The sequence below is a fragment of the Mycolicibacterium monacense genome (genome assembly GCF_010731575.1).
In the GTDB taxonomy this organism is placed as follows: Bacteria; Actinomycetota; Actinomycetes; order Mycobacteriales; family Mycobacteriaceae; genus Mycobacterium; species Mycobacterium monacense.
The window spans coordinates 3596002-3614767 of sequence record NZ_AP022617.1; the positions used below are offsets into that span (position 1 = coordinate 3596002).

General features: G+C 69.8%; 17 protein-coding genes. 7 read left to right on the forward strand and 10 right to left on the reverse strand.

Annotated elements, in window-relative coordinates; translation table 11 throughout:
- The first annotated feature begins 85 nt into the window (after positions 1 to 85).
- The gene (locus tag G6N49_RS17220) at positions 86 to 1066 is read left to right on the forward strand and encodes a hypothetical protein (protein ID WP_235679532.1); all 981 of its coding nucleotides are present in this window, start codon (positions 86 to 88) and stop codon (positions 1064 to 1066) included.
- Here the strand turns inward: G6N49_RS17220 and G6N49_RS17225 are convergent.
- Both G6N49_RS17225 and G6N49_RS17230 read right to left on the reverse strand, forming a co-directional pair.
- A complete protein-coding gene (locus G6N49_RS17225) occupies positions 1063 to 1950 on the reverse strand; it encodes a universal stress protein (RefSeq protein ID WP_011854893.1) in 888 nt (295 codons plus the stop codon). The genes G6N49_RS17220 and G6N49_RS17225 overlap by 4 nt on opposite strands.
- Positions 1951 to 2041: 91 nt before the next feature.
- Positions 2042 to 2911: a MaoC/PaaZ C-terminal domain-containing protein gene (locus G6N49_RS17230; protein WP_011854892.1), complete on the reverse strand. Its 870-nt coding sequence runs from the start codon at positions 2909 to 2911 to the stop codon at positions 2042 to 2044.
- Positions 2912 to 2986: 75 nt separating this feature from the next.
- On the opposite strand from G6N49_RS17230, the gene G6N49_RS17235 reads away from it, so the two are divergent.
- The gene (locus G6N49_RS17235; RefSeq protein ID WP_011854891.1) at positions 2987 to 3412 is read left to right on the forward strand and encodes a MarR family winged helix-turn-helix transcriptional regulator; all 426 of its coding nucleotides are present in this window, start codon (positions 2987 to 2989) and stop codon (positions 3410 to 3412) included.
- Between the two features lie 24 nt (positions 3413 to 3436).
- Complete coding sequence (locus tag G6N49_RS17240; protein ID WP_011854890.1) at positions 3437 to 4486, forward strand: nucleoside hydrolase; 1050 nt, start codon at positions 3437 to 3439, stop codon at positions 4484 to 4486.
- Positions 4487 to 4488: 2 nt separating this feature from the next.
- Here G6N49_RS17240 and G6N49_RS17245 read toward each other — a convergent pair whose 3' ends face one another.
- The 5 genes from G6N49_RS17245 to guaA all read right to left on the reverse strand — a co-directional run bounded on the left by G6N49_RS17245 (position 4489) and on the right by guaA (position 9384).
- Positions 4489 to 4911: an organic hydroperoxide resistance protein gene (locus G6N49_RS17245; RefSeq protein WP_011558588.1), complete on the reverse strand. Its 423-nt coding sequence runs from the start codon at positions 4909 to 4911 to the stop codon at positions 4489 to 4491.
- Complete coding sequence (locus G6N49_RS17250) at positions 4908 to 5348, reverse strand: MarR family winged helix-turn-helix transcriptional regulator (protein WP_011854889.1); 441 nt, start codon at positions 5346 to 5348, stop codon at positions 4908 to 4910. Before G6N49_RS17250 ends, G6N49_RS17245 begins: the two co-directional genes overlap by 4 nt.
- Before the next feature lie 45 nt (positions 5349 to 5393).
- A complete protein-coding gene (locus tag G6N49_RS17255; protein ID WP_049771601.1) occupies positions 5394 to 6932 on the reverse strand; it encodes a DNA polymerase Y family protein in 1539 nt (512 codons plus the stop codon).
- 52 nt (positions 6933 to 6984) lie between these two features.
- Positions 6985 to 7683, reverse strand: a complete 699-nt coding sequence (locus G6N49_RS17260; RefSeq protein ID WP_011854888.1) for a DnaE2-dependent mutagenesis accessory factor ImuA' — start codon at positions 7681 to 7683, stop codon at positions 6985 to 6987.
- A gap of 141 nt (positions 7684 to 7824) precedes the next feature.
- On the reverse strand, positions 7825 to 9384 hold the full coding sequence (gene guaA / locus G6N49_RS17265; protein WP_011558584.1) for a glutamine-hydrolyzing GMP synthase: 1560 nt from the start codon (positions 9382 to 9384) through the stop codon (positions 7825 to 7827).
- 55 nt (positions 9385 to 9439) lie between these two features.
- Between guaA and G6N49_RS17270 the strand changes: the two genes are divergently transcribed.
- Positions 9440 to 10231: a beta-phosphoglucomutase family hydrolase gene (locus G6N49_RS17270; RefSeq protein WP_011854887.1), complete on the forward strand. Its 792-nt coding sequence runs from the start codon at positions 9440 to 9442 to the stop codon at positions 10229 to 10231.
- A complete protein-coding gene (locus tag G6N49_RS17275; protein ID WP_011558582.1) occupies positions 10228 to 12591 on the forward strand; it encodes a glycoside hydrolase family 65 protein in 2364 nt (787 codons plus the stop codon). Before G6N49_RS17270 ends, G6N49_RS17275 begins: the two co-directional genes overlap by 4 nt.
- 2 nt (positions 12592 to 12593) lie before the next feature.
- Here the strand turns inward: G6N49_RS17275 and G6N49_RS17280 are convergent, their stop codons facing one another.
- Positions 12594 to 14369: a GMC family oxidoreductase gene (locus tag G6N49_RS17280; protein WP_011854886.1), complete on the reverse strand. Its 1776-nt coding sequence runs from the start codon at positions 14367 to 14369 to the stop codon at positions 12594 to 12596.
- Positions 14370 to 14557: 188 nt separating this feature from the next.
- On the opposite strand from G6N49_RS17280, the gene G6N49_RS17285 reads away from it, so the two are divergent.
- Positions 14558 to 15445, forward strand: coding sequence for a type IV toxin-antitoxin system AbiEi family antitoxin domain-containing protein (locus G6N49_RS17285; protein WP_197913483.1), 888 nt, complete (start codon positions 14558 to 14560; stop codon positions 15443 to 15445).
- A gap of 65 nt (positions 15446 to 15510) precedes the next feature.
- Here the strand turns inward: G6N49_RS17285 and G6N49_RS17290 are convergent, their stop codons facing one another.
- Entirely contained in the window at positions 15511 to 16638 is a 1128-nt protein-coding gene (locus G6N49_RS17290; protein WP_085976238.1) for a GuaB3 family IMP dehydrogenase-related protein, read from the reverse strand.
- 28 nt (positions 16639 to 16666) lie between these two features.
- Positions 16667 to 18220, reverse strand: a complete 1554-nt coding sequence (gene guaB / locus G6N49_RS17295) for an IMP dehydrogenase (RefSeq protein ID WP_011558578.1) — start codon at positions 18218 to 18220, stop codon at positions 16667 to 16669.
- 136 nt (positions 18221 to 18356) lie between these two features.
- Here guaB and G6N49_RS17300 point away from each other — a divergent pair, with 136 nt between their 5' ends.
- Positions 18357 to 18761, forward strand: coding sequence for a DUF5319 domain-containing protein (locus G6N49_RS17300; protein WP_011768106.1), 405 nt, complete (start codon positions 18357 to 18359; stop codon positions 18759 to 18761).
- The last annotated feature ends 5 nt before the right edge of the window (positions 18762 to 18766 follow it).

An 18766-nucleotide genomic window follows, 5' to 3' on the forward strand; every position in this document is an offset into this window, starting at 1 on the left:
GATGTCCGGCGGGCGCACGCGGACTGCGCTGCCGAACGGCGAGGTGACCTCTACGATGTCCTTGCCTAGGGAAGGACATCGGGGAATGGCGTCACACAGGTACATCGGCTACGTCGGCGGATTGGCGGTCGCAGTCGGCGTGGGCGCCGCGGTCGCAGTCTCCGGCCAGGGCCTCGCGCACGCGGAGACCGAGTCGGCGTCGAGCGCCTCGGAGTCGGCGAGCGGTTCGGAGTCGTCGGGCTCCGTCGACGCCGGACCCGCGAAGCCACAAGCCGAACCGGATACCGAGGCCGACGAGACCGACGACAGCACCGAGGACACTTCTGAGGACAAGCCCGACAAGGCTGGAGCCGACAAGCCGTCGCTGAGCCAGAAGCTCCGGCAGTCGGCGAAGGATTTCGAGGCCGAGCAGGTCGAGAAGCTGCGCAGCGTGTTCACGCTCCGCGCCGTCGAGAAGGATGCCGACGTCGAGCCGGTGGCCAAGCGCGACAGCGCATCCGACGATGCAGCCGCCGATGCTGACGAGGAAGCGCTCGAGGATGTGGCCGCACCGGCCCGCCTGGTCCAGGAACCCGCCGACGAGTCCGCTGACGAGTCGGTGTCCGCGGCCGCCGCCGCGCCGGTGCCGTGGAGCCCCGACCCGTTCCGGCCCGACGATCCGGACCCCCAGGACATGCCCGGTGCGGTCCTCACGCTGCGCGACCTGCTCATGGGTGCGGCCGGCCCGGAGTTCCGCCCCTACATCCGCGAAGGCGTCGAAGCGGTGTACCGCGGCAGCCAGATCGTGCCGTGGGTGAACGTCGTCGTGCCCGCGTACAAGATCGTCCCGGCTTTCATCGAGGCCGCCCAGGGCAACAAGGCGGGCGCGCAGGTCATCATCAACGAACTGCTCAAGACCACCGGCCCGGTGTCACTGCTGTACTACGGCTACGACCAGATCGCCGACCTCGCCAACATGGAGTACGAGGCGCGCCTGCTCAAGGAGCAGTTCTACAGCACGGCGTGGGACACTCTGGACCCGCTGGCGCTGCTGCACGAGTACGGCGACCACGGCCTGCCCGGTTAGGGCAGGTCTTCGGGCGTGAGTTGATCGCGCGGGATGACCACCACCGGCACGTGCAGGACGCGCAGCATCTTGGCGGCCGTCGAGCCGAGGAACAGCCGTCGCGGTGCGCTCAACCGGCTGGAACCGACCATGATGAGATCACCGTCGTGCCATTCCAGCTTGGCCACCGCGTCCTCGACGCCGCGCCCGTCGACGGTCAGCGAGGTCACCGGAATACCCTCGGGCAGACCGCGTTTCGCCGCTTCCAAGGTCTGGTTGGCGTGTTCGAGCGCCCGGTGCCGCACCGCGTCGACGTCACCGCGCAGCACCCCGAACGTCGGGTCGAGCGCCACGAGCGAGACCAGCCGCAGCGGTGTGCCCGCCGCCGAGCTGAACCGGACCGCGTGCTCGAGCAGCAGGTCCGCGCCCTCGCGGCGGCCGAGGGCGCACGTCACCTCCCGGACGCGCTCGACCGGCGAGTCCCGGAGTCCGCGCGGCGCCACCGCGACGGGCATCGGCGCCGAGTGCAGCAGCTGGTTGACCACCGAGCCGAGCGTGTAACTGCCGGCCAGGCCACCGCCCGATCCCCCCACCACGATCGCGTCGGCGCCGAGCCGGCCCGCTTCGGTGATGAGCCCGTCGGCGGCGGAGTCGGTGAACACCAGATGGCTGTGCGCCGACACGTCGGCGGGCACCGACGCCATCGCATCGGCCAGCCACTTCTCGGCCTGACGGGCAAGCAGATCGTCGTGCTCACCGGTCGGAACCATGGCCGGCAGTGCCCGGTCGGACGGCAGCATGATGCAGATGTCGAGTTCGGCGCCGAGCGTGCGGGCCAGGCGGACGCCCAGCGCGAGTGCGTCCGCGCCACCGGGGGTGGCGAGATAACCGACGACCAACCTCATGACCGAACCACCGCCCATCTCGCACGTCCGGCGAACGCCGCGGATTCCAATCCTGTCAATCGGAGGCCGTTTTCACCGGCACTTCACCAAATCAAGGTCGATACTGCGCGGTCCCGTCCTCGAGCACCAGTCGGGCGCCCGAGCCGTCCGGGGCGGCGGCCTCGGTCCGGAACACCGCGTCGCCCTCGGCGGTGCGCCACACCGACGTCGTCAACGTCTCGCCGGGGAACACCGGCGAGGTGAAGCGGGCGCCGATCGCGGTGACCCGCGTGGCGTCACCGTCGCCGAGCGCGGCGACCAGCGCACGGCCGGCGACACCGTAGGTGCACAGCCCGTGCAGGATCGGACGCGGGAAGCCGGCCAGCTCGCGGGCGAACCACGGATCGCTGTGCAGCGGGTTGCGGTCCCCGGAGAGCCGGTAGAGCAGGGCCTGGTCCTCGCGGGTCGGTAGGGCGATGCGCGCATCCGGCTCGCGCTCGGGGATCTCCGGCGCCTGCGGTCGCGTCCCAGGCTGCCCGCCGAATCCGCCCTCGCCGCGGATCACCGCCGTCGAGACCGTCTCGGCGACCACCTCGCCGGTGTCGGGGTCGGTGCCGGTGCCCTTGAACGCCAGGATGGCGTTCTTCCCCTCGCCCTTGTCCTGGATGTCGGCGACCTCGGAGACCACGCTCAGCCGGCCGGCCGGTTTGAGGGGTGCGAACAACCGGATCTGCTGCGACCCGTGCAGCAGCATGCTGAAGTTGAACGAGCCGACCTCGCCCACGGCCCCCCACGCCGGCGACGCGATGACCGCGTAGGTGGGCAGCACCTGCTGCTCGACGTCGTGGCTGTTCTCGGTGGTGAACGCCAGGTCGGCGGTGCCCGCTCCCACGCCGAGGGCGTAGAGCAACGTCTCGCGGTCGGTCCATTCGTAGAGCACCGGCTCGGACTTGCGGCCAACGGCATCGGGATCGATCGGCATGGGCACTCCCTTCTCGGCGTGAATCGGACCCTATCTTTCCGGTTGAACGGCGAATTTCTGGATACCGAATAGGCCATGGCCGAACCCGCGGGCTGGCAGGCGATGCGCTCGGTGCTGTTGCTCTGCCGGTCGATGACCGCAGTCGTCGACCAGGAACTCAAGGATCGTTTCCGGTTGCGGTTGATCGACTTCCAGATCCTCAAACAGCTGCAGTCCACCGACACCGGCACCTGGCTGCTGGGCGAGGTGGCCCGCGAACTGTTCGTGCACGCGACCACGGTCAGCATCGCCACCGAGCGGCTCGCCGGACGCGATCTGGTGCTGCGCCGCGCCCATCCGACCGATCGCAGGGCGACGCTGGTGAGCATCACCGACGAGGGGCGCACCCTGGCGGAGGCGGCGACGGCGGCGCTGGCGGCCGCGGGATTCGGCCTGGCCGGCCTGACCCCCGACCAGCTCGCTGCGCTCAGTTGCGTCGAGACCCACGCCCGCACCCGGTGACCGGAGCGGGCGTATCCTCGCCCGGTGACCATCCGCGACAACGAGTCTGCCGCTCCGATACCGGTTTTCGCCGATGTGGACACCGGCGTCGACGATGCGATGGCGCTGGTGTACCTGTTCGCCAGCGAAGACGCCGACGTGGTCGGGATCGCCTCCACGGCGGGAAACGTCGGGGTGGACCAGGTCTGCCACAACAATCTTGCGCTCCTCGACCTGTGCGGGACGCACGGCGTTCCGGTGTCGCGGGGCGCCGACGGCCCGATCGCTTCGGCGTTGCGCACCGCCGAGGACACCCACGGTCCCGAGGGGCTGGGTTATGCGCACCTACCGTCGAACGGTTCGACGGTCACCACCTACGACGCCGCCGAGGCGTGGGTGCGGGCCGCCCGCGCGCATCCGGGTGAGCTGGTCGGCATCGCGGTCGGACCGCTGACCAACCTCGCGCTGGCGGTGCGGGCCGAACCGGCGCTGCCGACCCTGCTGCGCCGGTTGGTGATCATGGGCGGCGCGTTCGACTACCGGGGCAACACGACCGCGGTGGCCGAGTGGAACGTCAGCGTCGACCCCGAGGCCGCCGCCGAGGTGTTCCACGCCTGGAGCGCCCCCGGTCTCACCCCGCCGATCGTGTTGGGGCTCAACCTGACCGAACACATCGCGTTGACGCCGACACTGTTGACCAGGTTGGCGGCCGCCGCGCAGTCACCGACCAGGGCGATGAGCGTGCTCGACGACCGGGGCACCCGGTCGGTGGCCGCCAACCCGCTGATCCGGGTGCTCGAGGATGCGTTGCGGTTCTACTTCGAGTTCCACTTCGATCAGGGTGAGGGCTACCTCGCGCACCTGCACGACCCGCTGGCCGCCGCGGTCGCCCTCTACCCTGATCTGGTGCAGTACCGGGCCGCCACGGTGGATGTCGAGCTGACCGGCACGCTGACCCGTGGAATGACGATCGCGGACTGGAACGGCCGGTGGGGCCGCCCGCCGAACGCCCTGGTCGGCATCGGCGTCGACGCCGGCGTCTTCTTCGACCGGTTCATCGACCGCGTCGGGCCGTTCGCCCGCCGGCTGGGTTGACGTCAGTCGTCGGTGACGGTGACCGTGACGTCGATGTTGCCGCGCGTCGCGTTGGAGTACGGGCACACCTGATGCGCCTTGTCGGCGATCTCCTGAGCGGTCTTCTCGTCGACGTTGGGCAGCGCCACCTCCAGTTCCACCGCGAGTCCGAACCCGCCGTTGTCGAGCTGGCCGATCGAAACCCGCGCGCCCACAGTCGAATCGGTGACGTCGACCTTCTCCTGGCGGGCCACCAGGCGCAGCGCGGAGTGGAAGCAGGCCGCGTATCCGACGGCGAACAACTGCTCGGGGTTGGTGCCGTCACCGCTGCCGCCCATCTCCTTCGGGATCGCGAGGTCGAAGTCGAGGCGGCCGTCGGAGCTGCGGCCGTGGCCGTCGCGGCCTTCGCCGGTGGCCAGCGCTTCTGCGGTGTAGAGGGCTTTCATGTGGGTTCCTTCCGATGGATGAGCACGTCGTTCAACTGACGGACGGCGTCGCGTAACTGCTCGGCGTCGTCGACGGACAGCCCGGTGGCCCGGAACAGTTCCTCGGGGATGCACTGCGCGCGTTCCTCGAGCGCCCGACCGGCGTCGGTCAGGTCGATCTCGACCTGACGCTCGTCGGAGCGGGACCGTTGCCGCACCACGAACCCGTTGGCCTCGAGGCGTTTCAGCAGCGGCGAGAGGGTGCCGGAATCCAGATGCAGCCGCTCACCGAGCCGGCCGACCGTCACCGGACCCTCCTCCCACAGCACCAGCAGCACCAGGTACTGCGGATAGGTGAGGTTCAACTCCGTCAACACCGGCCGGTAGGCCGCCGTCATGGCACGCGTCGCCGAGTACAGCGCGAAGCACAGATGCTGATCGAGGCGGAGCGTGGCCATACCGACAACGATAGCTCACAATTAAGTTGTGCACAACTAGAATGTCTACTCGTAGGCTCCCTCCACGTACCAGCGACGCTGCCGGTAACACAGCAGCAGCGCCGCCTGACCCTTGCTTCCGTCGAGCAGCACCTGCGCCCTGGCGGTGCGCCCCTTGGCGCGGTCGGGATCCCACCACCGTTCGTCGACCGGCCACGGCCCGGCCCACCAGGCCAGGTCACCGCGGTAGCCGCCGCCGTCCAGACGCGCCGGAGGACCGGAGAACAGTCCGCGGTGGGTCACCCGGACCGGATTGCCCTCGGCGTCGAGCACCTCCACCGGATCGTCGAGCAGCACCGCGGGCGACGGTTCGGGCAGCTGACCGGGCCACGGTTGGCGCGGATCGGCCTGCGGCACCGGCTCATCCCCGAAGGCGGTGAAGGTGATCCGCTCGGCCGGGCCGCGTCCACCGCTGAGCACCGGCACCTGCACCGCTTCCGGGCCGAGCAGGCCCTGGACCCGCACCAGCGCCCGGCGGGCCCGCAACCGGTCCTCCTCTCCGACGCCACCCCACAGCGGCAGCTGCAACGCTTCGGCCGAGATGACCTCGACCGGCCGCAACCGCAGCACGGTGATCGGCGCGGTGGGGCGGTCTTGGGGGTTGCGCCGGTTCAGCCAGCCGTCGAGTTGCCAGCGCACCCGGTCGGCGGTGGCGTCCTCGGTCAGCGGTTCGGCACACCGCCACACCCGTTCCAGCTCCTTGCCGTCCTCGGTGACGGCGTGGATCGCCAACCGGGTGCAGCCCACCCCCGCCGATTCGAGGCTGCGGTGCAGCTGCCCGGCCAGCGACCGGCCGGCGAACGCCGCGGCGTCCACCCGGTCGATGGGCGGATCGCAGTTCATCACCGCATCGAGCTCCGCCGGTGGCTCCCGGCCCGACGGACCGCGGGCCGGCTCACCCCGGGCGAACCGGTGCGCGGCGACGGCGTCCGCCCCGAAACGGGAGGCCACATCCGTCCGGGACAGGGCGGAGAACTGGCCGATTGTGCGAATACCCATGCGCCACAACAGGTCCGCCAGCTCTTCCCGGCCGGGCGCGGCCAGGCTCGGCTCGGTGGCGAGCTGGCGGATCGACAGGGCGGACAGGAAGCCGGCGTCCTCACCGGGCGCCACGATGCGGCCCTCCCGTGCGGCGAACACCGCGGTGGGCAGCTGATCGGCGATACCGACCTGACATTCCACCCCCGCGGCGGCGACCGCGTCGACCAGCCGCTCGGCCGCGGCCTGTTCGGAGCCGAAGTACCGCGCCGCCCCGCGCACCGCCATCACGAGCAGACCAGGCCGCAGCACCTCGGCGCGCGGCACCAGATCGTCGACCGCCGCCGTGACGTTCTCGAAGTGGCGGGCATCGCGGGCCGGATCCGCCGCGGCGACATGCAGGTGCGGGCACCTGGCCTGCGACTCACGGCGCCGCAGCCCCCGCCGCACCCCCGCGGCACGCGCCGATGCCGAACACGCAATGACCCGGTTAGCCAGCGTGACCGCCACCGGCGCCGTAGGGGGCAGGTGCGCCGCCGCGGCGGCGGCGACCGCCGGCCAGTCCATGCACCAGACCGCGAGCACCCGGGCGGCCGTTTCTCGATGGGACCGAGCCACGCTACTCACCGACCGCCAGGGCCGGGCCGTGGCCCCGGCTTCTCGCCCGCATCGCCAACCGCACCCGGCTGATACGCCCGCACCCCGGCCTCGGCGCCCCGGACGAACCGGCACCGGCCACCTCGAAACCGCACACCCGGGCCTCCAACCGGGCCGTCGCCCCGGGCCAGTCACCGTTGGTGACCAGCAGCGTGCATCCCTTCTGCCGCGCCCGGGCCGTCACCGCGCGGGCCCGGCCCGCGGGTACCGACCGACCGCCCAGCCCGAGCACCACCAGATCCATCCCGTCCATCAGGACCGCCGCCACCTCCACCGGATCGCCGCCCGGATCCGGGATGACGGCCAGCCTGCTGAGGTCCGCACCCATCTCCACCGCGGCCAGCAGACCGGCATCGGGTTGACCGACGATGGCGGCGTGACCACCGGCCGCCGTCGTCGCCGCGACCATGCCCAGCGGCAGTGACCGGGCACCCGCGAGCACCGCGACCGTCCCGCGCGGCAACGACCTCGGCAGCTGCTCAGCCAGCGATTCGGGCAGCGGCAGCAAACTTTCCGAGGCCGGTGACGGGTCGGCGGAGGGGGTCGGACCACGTCGGCCCGACCCGACCTTGCCTGCCACTGCGGCCATCTGTTTGCGCAGGTGTTCGACCTGCTCAGCGCGGGTACGATGGGTCAGGCTGAGGTTGGTCGCAGCTGTCACAACCACACCTCCAACATCACCAGGAACACTCGTTATTCGAACTCATGTTCGATACGACGAGTAAACACCGACCCACCGACAAGCGTCAAGCCCGGCAGGTGTCCCCGCCGGGCTTGTGCGCCAAGTCGTCGCTGGTCCCGACTATTCCCACTCGATGGTGCCGGGCGGCTTGCTCGTGACGTCGAGCACGACCCGGTTCACCTCGGGCACCTCGTTGGTGATGCGGGTGGAGATCCGCTCGAGCACCTCGTAGGGCACCCGCGTCCAGTCGGCGGTCATGGCGTCCTCGCTGGACACCGGCCGCAGCACGATCGGATGGCCGTAGGTACGGCCGTCGCCCTGCACCCCCACCGACCGGACATCGGCCAGCAGCACCACCGGGCACTGCCAGATCTGGTTGTCCAGACCCGCGGCGGTGAGCTCCTCACGGGCGATCGCATCGGCGTGCCGCAGCGTCTCCAACCGCCCGCGCGTCACCTCACCGACGATGCGGATCCCCAGCCCCGGACCCGGGAAGGGTTGGCGCGCAACGATGTCCTCGGGCAGCCCGAGTTCACGTCCGACCGCTCGCACCTCGTCCTTGAACAGCAGCCGCAGCGGTTCGACGAGTTTGAACTTCAGGTCGGCGGGCAGGCCGCCCACGTTGTGGTGGCTCTTGATGTTCGCCGTACCCGAGCCGCCGCCGGATTCGACGACGTCGGGGTAGAGGGTCCCCTGCACCAGGAATTCGACCGGCGCTCCGCTGTCGCCCACGATGTCGACCACCGCATCGTCGAAGGCGCTGATGAATTCGCGGCCGATGATCTTGCGCTTGCCCTCGGGGTTGGTCACCCCGGACAGTTCCTGGAGGAAGCGGTCGGCGACGTCGACGGTGACCAGATTGGCGCCCGTGGCGGCGACGAAATCGCGCTGCACCTGTGCCCGCTCCCCCGAGCGCAGCAGTCCGTGGTCGACGAACACACAGGTCAGCCGGTCGCCGATGGCGCGCTGCACCAGCGCGGCCGCCACCGCGGAGTCCACCCCGCCCGACAGCCCGCAGATGGCGCGACCGTCACCGATCTGCTCGCGCACCTGCTCGACGAGCGCATCGGCGATGTTGGCCGGGGTCCATTTGGCGCCGATACCGGCGAACTCGTGCAGGAACCGGCTGAGCACCTGCTGGCCGTGCGGGGAGTGCAGCACCTCGGGGTGGTACTGCACCCCGGCGAGGCGGCGGGCCCGGTTCTCGAAGGCCGCGACCGGCGCACCGGCGCTGGTCGCCACCACCTCGAAACCGGACGGCGCCTCGGTGACCGCGTCACCGTGGCTCATCCACACCGGCTGGACGGCGGGCAGGTCCGAATGAAGCTCTCCCCCAGCCACTTTCAGCTCGGTGCGGCCGTACTCCCTGGTGCCGGTGTGCGTGACCGTGCCACCGAGCGCCTGCGCCATGGCCTGAAAGCCGTAGCAGATGCCGAACACCGGGACGTCGAGGTCGAACAGCGCCGGGTCGAGCTGCGGGGCGCCGTCGGCGTAGACGCTCGCCGGACCGCCGGACAGCACGATCGCCTGCGGGTCCTTCGCCTTGATCTCCTCGACGGTGGCGGTGTGCGGGACGACCTCGGAGAAGACCCGGGCTTCGCGGACCCGACGCGCGATCAGCTGCGCATACTGCGCGCCGAAGTCGACCACCAGGACGGGCCGCGGGGATGGGGAATTCACCGCCTCATTCTAGAGGCGGCCCGATTTCGGCCGTCACGTTAGTGTCGAGGCGGCAATGGTTACCCCAGCGGGGAACCCGAACCTGGAAGCGAGGTCCGCTGTGCTGGGTCTGCCCGAGCGGATAACGGCCTGCCTGTTCGACCTCGACGGCGTGCTCACCGACACCGCAAGCGTCCACACCCGCGCCTGGAAGGCGATGTTCGACGCGTACCTGCAGAGCAGGGCGCAGCGCACCGGGGAGCCGTACGTACCGTTCGACGCGGGCGCCGACTACCAGCGCTTCGTGGACGGCAAGCGCCGCGAGGACGGCGTCCGGTCGTTCCTCGCCAGCCGCGGGATCGAGTTGCCCGACGGCGAACCCGACGACCCGCCCGAGGCCGAAACCGTGCACGGGCTGGGCAACCGGAAGGACGAGATGTTCCACGAGACGTTGCGCCGCGACGGCATCGAGGTGTTCGAGGGTTCGCGTCGCTACCTCGAGGACGCGAGCGCCGCCGGCCTCAAGATCGCCGTCGTGTCGTCGAGCGCGAACACCGGGGAGGTGCTCGACATCACCGGGATGGGCCGCCATGTGCAGCACCGCGTCGACGGGGTCACCATGCGCGAGGAGCACATCGCGGGCAAACCGGCGCCGGATTCGTTCCTGCGGGCGGCCGAACTGCTCGGCGTCACACCGGATCAGGCCGCCGTGTTCGAGGACGCACTCGCCGGGGTGGCGGCCGGACGGGCCGGCGATTTCGGGTACGTGGTGGGGGTCGACCGCGTCGGGCAGGCCGAGGAACTGCGGCGCAACGGCGCCGACGTCGTCGTCACCGACCTCGCAGAACTGCGGGAGGACCCAGCGTGATCCCCTACGACGTCTTCCCCGTCGAACCGTGGCAGGTCCGCGAGACCCGGCTCGACTTCGACCTGATCGACGAGTCCGAGTCACTGTTCGCATTGTCCAACGGGCACATCGGATTACGCGGAAACCTCGACGAGGGCGAACCGCACGGCATGCCCGGTACGTATCTGAACTCCTTCTTCGAGATCCGCCCACTTCCCTATGCCGAAGCCGGTTACGGCTATCCCGAGGCGGGCCAGACGATCGTCAACGTCACCAACGGGAAGATCATCCGGTTGCTCGTCGACGACGAACCGTTCGACGTCCGCTACGGCGACCTCATCTCCCACGAACGGACACTCGACCTGCGGGCAGGCACCCTGAGCCGGCGGGCACACTGGCGCTCACCGGCGGGTAAGCAGGTCAAGGTGCAGTCCACCCGCCTGGTGTCGTTGTCGCAGCGCGGGGTCGCGGCCATCGAATACGTCGTCGAGGCGCTCGACGAATTCGTCCGTGTGACAGTGCAATCCGAGCTCGTCGCCAACGAGGATCAACCCGAGACCTCGGGCGATCCCCGGGTCGCGGCGGCACTGCGCAAACCACTCGAGGCCGTCCATCACGAAAAGACCGACCACAGCGCGCTGCTCGTGCACCGCACCCGCGGCAGCGCTCTGATGATGGCCGCCGCAATGGATCACGAGGTCGACGTCCCGGGACGCGTCGAGACCAGCACCGACGCCCGCGAAGACCTCGCCCACACCACCGTGATCTGCGGGCTGCGACCCGGTCAGCGCCTGCGCATCGTCAAGTACCTCGCCTACGGGTGGTCGAGCCTGCGGTCCCGCCCGGCACTGCGCGATCAGGCCGCCGCCGCACTCACCGGCGCACGTTACGTCGGGTGGCAGGGGTTGCTCGACGCGCAACGCGAATACCTCGACGAGTTCTGGGATTGCGCCGACGTCGAGGTCGAGGGCGACCCCGACCTGCAGCAGGCGGTGCGGTTCGGGCTGTTCCACGTGCTGCAGGCCAGCGCCCGCGCCGAACGTCGCGCCATCCCCGGCAAGGGCCTGACCGGTGCGGGATACGACGGCCACGCCTTCTGGGACACAGAGGGTTTCGTGCTCCCGGTGCTCACCTACACCAAACCCTCCGCCGCCGCCGACGCGCTGCGGTGGCGGGCCTCCACCCTGCAGTTGGCGAGAGAGCGTGCGGCCCAACTGGATCTGCGGGGGGCCGCGTTCCCGTGGCGCACCATCCGCGGGGAGGAATGCTCGGCGTACTGGCCTGCGGGCACCGCGGGCTGGCACGTCAACGCCGACATCGCGATGGCCTTCCACCGGTACCGCACCGTCACCGGCGACGACTCACTCGAGGACGAGTGCGGGCTGGCGGTGCTGATCGACACCGCGCGGCTGTGGATGGCCCTCGGACACCACGACCGCCACGGCGTATGGCACCTCGACGGCGTCACCGGGCCGGACGAGTACACCGCGGTGGTGCGCGACAACGTCTTCACCAACCTGATGGCCGCCCACAACCTGCGGGTCGCGGCCGACGCCTGTGAGAGGCGTTCGGAGATCGCCAGGGACATGGGCGTGACCACCGAGGAGACGGCGGCGTGGCGGGAAGCGGCCGCGGCCGCGCACATCCCGTATGACCAGGAGCTCGGCGTGCACCCCCAGTGCGAGGGCTTCACCACGCTGGCCGAGTGGAACTTCACCGAGAACACCTCCTACCCGCTGCTGCTGCACGAGCCGTATGTGCGGCTCTACCCCGCGCAGGTGATCAAACAGGCCGACCTGGTGCTGGCGATGCAGTGGCAGAGCCACGCGTTCACCGACGAGCAGAAGGCCCGCAACGTCGACTACTACGAGCGGCGCACCACCCGCGACTCCTCGCTGTCGGCGTGCACGCAGGCGGTGATGTGCGCGGAGGTCGGACATCTCAACCTCGCCCACGACTACGCGTTCGAGGCGGCGATGATCGATCTGCGCAACCTGCACCAGAACACCCGTGACGGGCTGCACATGGCGTCTCTGGCCGGTGCGTGGACGGCGCTGGTCGGCGGTTTCGGCGGTCTGCGCGACGACGAGGGCGTGCTGTCGTTGAACCCGCACCTGCCCGACGGGTTGTCGTGTCTGCGATTCCGGTTGCGCTGGCGCGATTTCCGGTTGACGGTCCACGCGCGACACGACGAGGTGAGCTACACGCTGCGCGACGGCCCCGACGGTCGGCTGACGATCCGCCATGCCGGGGAAGAGATCGTGCTGTCCACCCAGGAGCCGACGACGGTCAAGGTGCAGAAGCGCAAGCCGCTGCTGCCCACACCGGCGCAGCCGCCGGGCCGCGAACCGCTGCGTCGTCGTCTGACCAAACCGACCTGAGGTCAGGCGCCGCGCGCCTCGGAAGCCTCGGCGGTGGTGGGGTCGCGGCGGTTGACCTCCTCGCGGCTGGCGTTCCAGTCCAGGGCCGCGGGCGCACCGGCGGGCACCACGGGCTGCGCAGGGCGGATCGGGTCCAGGCGGCGGTACCCCTCGCCCTGTGCGGGTCGCAGATCCTCTTCGCCCTTGTTCGGCCACAGCGAGGCCGCCCGTTCCGCCTGTGCGCTGATGGTCAGGGACGGGTTGACGCCGAGGTTGGCCGAGATCGCCGCCCCGTCGGTGACGTACAGCGTCGGATAGTTGTAGACGCGGTGGTAGGGGTCGATGACTCCGTGCTCGGCGCTGTCGCCGATGGCGGCGCCGCCGAGGAAGTGTGCCGTCAGGGGGATGTTGAACAATTCGCCCCAGGTGCCGCCCGCGACGCCGTCGATCTTCTCGGCGATCCGCCGCGTCACCTCGTTGCCCACCGGGATCCACGTCGGGTTCGGCTCACCGTGGCCCTGTTTGCTCGTCAGCCGGCGGGTGCCGAACTTCGTGCGCTTGGTGAAGGTGGTGATGGAGTTGTCGAGGTTCTGCATGACCAGCGCGATCAGCGTCCGTTCGCTCCAGCGCCGCACGTTGAGCAGTCGCATGGTGCCGCGCGGATCCGCTTTGGCGTTGTGGAACAGCTGCTTCCAGCGCGGCACGTCGGTGCCCTCCGGGCCGGCGCCGTCGGTCATCAGTGTCTGCAGCAGCCCCATCGCATTGGAGCCCTTGCCGTAGCGCACCGGTTCGATGTGGGTGTCGGAGGTCGGGTGGATCGACGAAGTGATCGCCACGCCGTGGGTGAGGTCGAGGTCGTCGGTGACCTCGAATTTCCCGGCGCCGACGATGGATTCCGAGTTGGTCCGGGTCAGCATGCCCAGCCGGTCGGACAGCTCGGGGAGCTTCCCGGCGTCACGCATCTTGAACAGCAGCTTCTGAGTGCCGAACGTGCCCGCCGCAAGGACGACATGGTTGGCGGTGAAGGTGCGCTTCTGGCGGCGCACCTTGCGGCCGGTGCGCACGGTGCTCACCTCCCAGACGCCGTCGGCGCGCTGTTCGAAGCTGGTCACGGTGGTCAGCGGATGTACCTCGGTGCCCGCCCGCTCGGCGAGGTAGAGGTAGTTCTTCACCAGCGTGTTCTTGCCGTTGTGGCGGCAGCCCGTCATGCATTCGCCGACCTCGATGCAACCCCTGCGGGCCGGGCCGACACCGCCGAAGTAGGGGTCGGGCACCGTCTTGCCCGGGGTCTTCTGCCCGTCCGGTCCGAAGAACACGCCCACCGGCGTCGGGACGAAGGTGTCGCCGACGCCCATGTCCTCGGCGACTTCCTTCACGACGCGGTCGGCGTCGGTGAACGTCGGGTTCGTGACCACGCCGAGCATCCGCTGGGCCTGCTCGTAGTGCGGCAGCAGCTCTTCGTTCCAGTCGGTGATGTGCTTCCACTGCGGGTCGTTGAAGAACGGCTCGCGCGGGACGTAGAGGGTGTTGGCGTAGTTGAGCGATCCGCCGCCGACACCCGCGCCGGCCAGGATGAGGACATCGCGGAGCAGATGGATGCGCTGGATGCCGAAGCAGCCCAGTTGCGGTGCCCACAGGAAGTTCCGCAGATCCCACGACGTCTTGGCGAAGTCCTCGTCGGCGAAGCGGCGGCCCGCTTCGAGTACGCCGACCCGATAGCCCTTCTCGGTGAGCCTCAGCGCGGTGACGCTGCCACCGAACCCCGAACCGATGATGAGGACGTCGTAGTCAGGCTGCATCACACCAGTATGGGTTACCAACGGGTAACTATCCAGAACCGCCTCTTCTGCGAGCAGACACAGAATCGCGTTCCTGGGGGCGCTCGAACGCGATTCTGTGTCTGGTCGCCGCCGTGGCTCGGGTGGTTATCCACAGGTTGCGAGTCACCACTACCGCCCGCGGACGGGATCCCCGACAGTCGACAACCATGGATGCGGTGGGGCGGGCCCTGCTTCGACAGGGTGGCGGTCTGGCGACGACGCGGGAGCTGCTCGCGGTCATGACCCGTCAGCAACTGGACTGGCATGTGCGACGCGGCGACTTGGTCCGCGTCTGGTACGGCGTCTACGCCGACCACCAGCCCGACGTGCGGGGCCGGTTGTCGGCCCTCGACCTGTTCCTCGGCGAAGAGGCGGTCGCATGCCTGGGAACAGCGGCGGCCCTGTACGGATTCGACGTCGAGAACACCGCGGCGATCCACATACTGGACCCCGGCAGGCGGGTCCGCCCGACGATCGGACTGACTGTGCACCAACGCCTCGGCGCACCGCTGCAGCGTGTGGCGGGCCGACTTGCTACCGCACCTGCCTGGACTGCGGTGGAGACCGCCCGTCGGCTCCCCCGGCCCAGGGCCCTCGCGACGTTGGATGCCGCCGTCCACTCGACCTGGTGCGACACCGGTGACCTCCAGGGAGCTGTCGACGCGCAGGCCGGCCGCCGGGGCATCGTCGCGGTGCGTGAGCTGTTGCCGCATGTCGACGGGCGCGCCGAATCGGCGATGGAGAGCGAAGCCCGGCTGGTGATGATCGACTATGGCCTCCCGAAACCGGAGCTGCAATACGAGATTCGCGGCCCCGGCGGCGTGGTGTGGCGGGTCGACCTCGCCTGGCCTGACCAGCGCGTGGTCGCGGAGTACGAAAGCGTGGACTGGCACGTCGGCCGGCGCGAAATGGTCAGAGATCGAAGACGTCTGGCGGGGATTCAGGAGTCAGGCTGGACGGTGATCCCCATGATCGTCGACGACATCCGGCGCCATCCCGCGCGTTTGGCTCAGCGGATCGCACACCACTTGTCACGGCCCCGACTGGCCGGCTGAGCAGACACAGAATCGCGTTCCACGGCACCGCGGAACGCGATTCTGCGTCTGCTCGCGGGGAAACGTCAGGCGCCGACCGTCAGGCCGACCTTCTGGAATTCCTTGGGGTCGCAGTAGCCGGCCTTGGCCATCGAACGCCTAAGGCCGCCAACGAGATTGAGCGAGCCGAACGGATCGTCCGACGGCCCGGTGAGCACCTGTTCGAGCGACGGCCGCTCCCCCAGCGCCACCTGCAGCAGCGCACCGCGCGGCAGCGACGGATGCGCGGCGGCGGCCGGCCAGAACCACCCACCGCCCAACGCCTCGGCCGCACTCGCCAGCGGTGTGCCGAGCACCACGGCGTCGGCGCCGCAGGCGATCGCCTTGGCCAGATCACCCGAGGTGTGGATGTCGCCGTCGGCGAGGACGTGCACGTAACGTCCGCCGGTCTCGTCGAGGTATTCGCGGCGCGCGGCGGCGGCGTCGGCGATCGCGGTGGCCATCGGCACGCTGATGCCCAGCACCTCGTCGCTGGTGGTGACACCGGAGGTCGACCCGTAGCCGACGATCACGCCGGCCGCTCCGGTGCGCATCAGGTGCAGTGCGGTGCGGTGGTCCAGCACCCCACCGGCGACGACGGGGATGTCGAGTTCGGAGATGAAGGTCTTGAGGTTGAGCGGTTCGCCGTCGTTCGCGACGCGTTCGGCGGACACGATCGTGCCCTGGATGACGAGCAGGTCGATACCCGCCTGCAGTAGCGCCGGGGTCAGCGCCTGGGCGTTCTGCGGGCTCACCCGCACCGCGGTCGTCACCCCGGCGTCACGGATGCGGGACACGGCCGCACCGAGCAATTCGGGATCCAGCGGGGCGGCGTGCAGCTGCTGCAGCAGCCGGATCGCAGCCGACGGGTCGGGTTCCTTCTCGGCGGCCTCGACAACCTGACCGATCTTCTCCTCGACGTCGGCGTGCCTGCCGATCAGCCCCTCGCCGTTGAGCACGCCGAGCCCGCCGAGGCGACCGAGTTCGATCGCGAACTCCGGTGACACGAGCGCGTCGGTCGGGTGCGACACCACCGGGATCTCGAACCGGTACGCGTCGAGCTGCCACGCCGTCGACACGTCCTTCGACGAGCGGGTGCGGCGCGACGGCACGATGTTGATGTCGTGGAGTTCGTACGTACGGCGGGCGGTGCGGCCCATACCGATTTCGACCATGTCTCGCACAGTGCTGTATCCCAGTCCGTCAGCGGGCGTAGTAGTTGGGCGCTTCGACGGTCATCGTGATGTCGTGCGGGTGGCTTTCCTTCAGCCCCGCCGCGGTGATCTGCACGAATTGCGCCTGCTGCAACGCCTCGATGGAGGGTGAACCGGTGTAACCCATGGCCGCGCGCAGACCGCCGGTGAGCTGGTGGATCACCTGCGCCAGCGGACCGCGGAACGGCACCCGGCCCTCGATGCCCTCGGGTACCAGCTTGTCCTCGGAGAGCACGTCGTCCTGGAAGTAGCGGTCCTTCGAGAAGGAGCCCCGGAGGTTGCCTGTCGCGCCGCGGCCCTGCATCGCACCGAGCGATCCCATGCCGCGGTAGCTCTTGAACTGCTTGCCGTTGACGAAGATCAGCTCGCCCGGCGCCTCGGCGGTGCCCGCGAGCAGCGAGCCCAGCATGGCCGTCGACGCGCCCGCGGCCAGCGCCTTGGCGATGTCACCCGAGTACTGCAGGCCGCCGTCGGCGATCACCGGCACACCGGCCGGGGCGCACGCGGCGACCGACTCGAGGATCGCGGTGATCTGCGGCGCCCCGACGCCCGCGACGACCCGCGTGGTGCAGATCGACCCCGGGCCGACACCGACCTTGACGGCGTCCGCGCCGGCTTCCACGAGTGCGGCGGCCCCGGCGCGGGTGGCGACGTTGCCGCCGACGACCTCGACGCGGTCACCGAGCACGGTCTTGATGCGGTGCACCATCTCGAGCACCGACCGGTTGTGGGCGTGGGCGGTGTCGACGATCAGCACGTCGACACCGGCATCGGCCAGCGTCATCGCGCGGTTCCACGCGTCGTCGCCGACGCCGACCGCGGCGCCGACGAGCAGCCTGCCGTCGGAGTCCTTGGTCGCCAGCGGGAACTGTTCGGTCTTGACGAAGTCCTTGACGGTGATCAGCCCGGTGAGCTTGCCGTGCCCGTCGACGATCGGCAGCTTCTCGATCTTGTGGCGGCGCAGCAGGCCGAGCGCGGCCTCGGCCGAGACACCTTCCTGCGCGGTGATCAGGGGCGCCTTGGTCATCACCTCGGAGACCGGTTTGGACTGGTCGACCTCGAAGCGCATGTCGCGGTTGGTGATGATGCCGACGAGGGAGCCGCGCTCATCCACGACCGGCAGCCCGGAGATGCGGAACCGCGCGCACATCGCGTCGACTTCGGCCAGCGTGTTGTCCGGTGAGCAGGTCACCGGGTCGGTGACCATACCGGCCTCGGACCGTTTGACGGTTTCGACCTGACCGGCCTGTTCGGCCACGGGCAGGTTGCGGTGCAGCACACCCATGCCGCCGGCGCGGGCCATCGCGATGGCCATCCGGGATTCGGTGACCGTGTCCATCGCCGAGCTGACCAGCGGCACGCGCAGCCGGATGCGCTTGGTCAGTTGGCTCGAGGTGTCGGCCGTCGCGGGTATGACGTCGGAGGCGGCGGGGAGCAGCAGGACGTCGTCGAAGGTCAGCCCGAGCATGGCCACCTTCGTCGGATCGTCGCCGCCGGTCGGCACCGGTACGGCGATGGGAACGCTGCGTTCAGCGATCGACATGGGCGGGCCCTCCATAGGCACTTGGGCGGATACACAATCCTATCGGTTGCGGCCGTGGCGGCTCGGCCCCGCACACCACGTCGCCACACCGGCGACGGCTGGCGTGATCACAGTGGGGCTGCGTAATGTGGGACTCGTGCGAGACCACCTGCCACCTGGTTTGCCGCCTGATCCGTTCGCCGACGATCCCTGCGATCCCTCGGCGGCCCTCGACGCGCTCGAACCCGGTCAGCCGCTGGACCCGCAGGAGCGCACTGCCGTCGAGGCCGACCTGGCCGACCTGGCGGTCTACGAGGCGCTCCTCGCGCACAAGGGAATTCGCGGTCTGGTCGTGTGCTGCGACGAATGCCAGCAGGACCACTACCACGACTGGGACATGCTGCGGGCCAACCTGCTGCAGCTGCTCGTCGACGGCACGGTGCGGCCGCATGAGCCGGCCTACGATCCCGAACCCGACGCCTATGTCACGTGGGACTACTGCCGCGGTTACGCCGACGCCTCGCTGAACGAAGCGACGTCGGACTCAGACGGTTACCGCTGAGCGGT

Excerpts from the sequence above, each read along its gene's own strand:
- G6N49_RS17220 (WP_235679532.1), top strand. The coding sequence starts at position 86 with ATGGCGTCACACAGGTACATCGGCTACGTCGGCGGATTGGCGGTCGCA.
- G6N49_RS17225 (WP_011854893.1), bottom strand. The coding sequence starts at position 1,950 with ATGAGGTTGGTCGTCGGTTATCTCGCCACCCCCGGTGGCGCGGACGCA.
- G6N49_RS17230 (WP_011854892.1), bottom strand. The coding sequence starts at position 2,911 with ATGCCGATCGATCCCGATGCCGTTGGCCGCAAGTCCGAGCCGGTGCTC.
- G6N49_RS17235 (WP_011854891.1), top strand. The coding sequence starts at position 2,987 with ATGGCCGAACCCGCGGGCTGGCAGGCGATGCGCTCGGTGCTGTTGCTC.
- G6N49_RS17245 (WP_011558588.1), bottom strand. The coding sequence starts at position 4,911 with ATGAAAGCCCTCTACACCGCAGAAGCGCTGGCCACCGGCGAAGGCCGC.
- G6N49_RS17250 (WP_011854889.1), bottom strand. The coding sequence starts at position 5,348 with ATGGCCACGCTCCGCCTCGATCAGCATCTGTGCTTCGCGCTGTACTCG.
- G6N49_RS17255 (WP_049771601.1), bottom strand. The coding sequence starts at position 6,932 with ATGGACTGGCCGGCGGTCGCCGCCGCCGCGGCGGCGCACCTGCCCCCT.
- G6N49_RS17270 (WP_011854887.1), top strand. The coding sequence starts at position 9,440 with ATGGTTACCCCAGCGGGGAACCCGAACCTGGAAGCGAGGTCCGCTGTG.
- G6N49_RS17280 (WP_011854886.1), bottom strand. The coding sequence starts at position 14,369 with ATGCAGCCTGACTACGACGTCCTCATCATCGGTTCGGGGTTCGGTGGC.
- G6N49_RS17285 (WP_197913483.1), top strand. The coding sequence starts at position 14,558 with ATGGATGCGGTGGGGCGGGCCCTGCTTCGACAGGGTGGCGGTCTGGCG.
- G6N49_RS17290 (WP_085976238.1), bottom strand. The coding sequence starts at position 16,638 with ATGGTCGAAATCGGTATGGGCCGCACCGCCCGCCGTACGTACGAACTC.
- guaB (WP_011558578.1), bottom strand. The coding sequence starts at position 18,220 with ATGTCGATCGCTGAACGCAGCGTTCCCATCGCCGTACCGGTGCCGACC.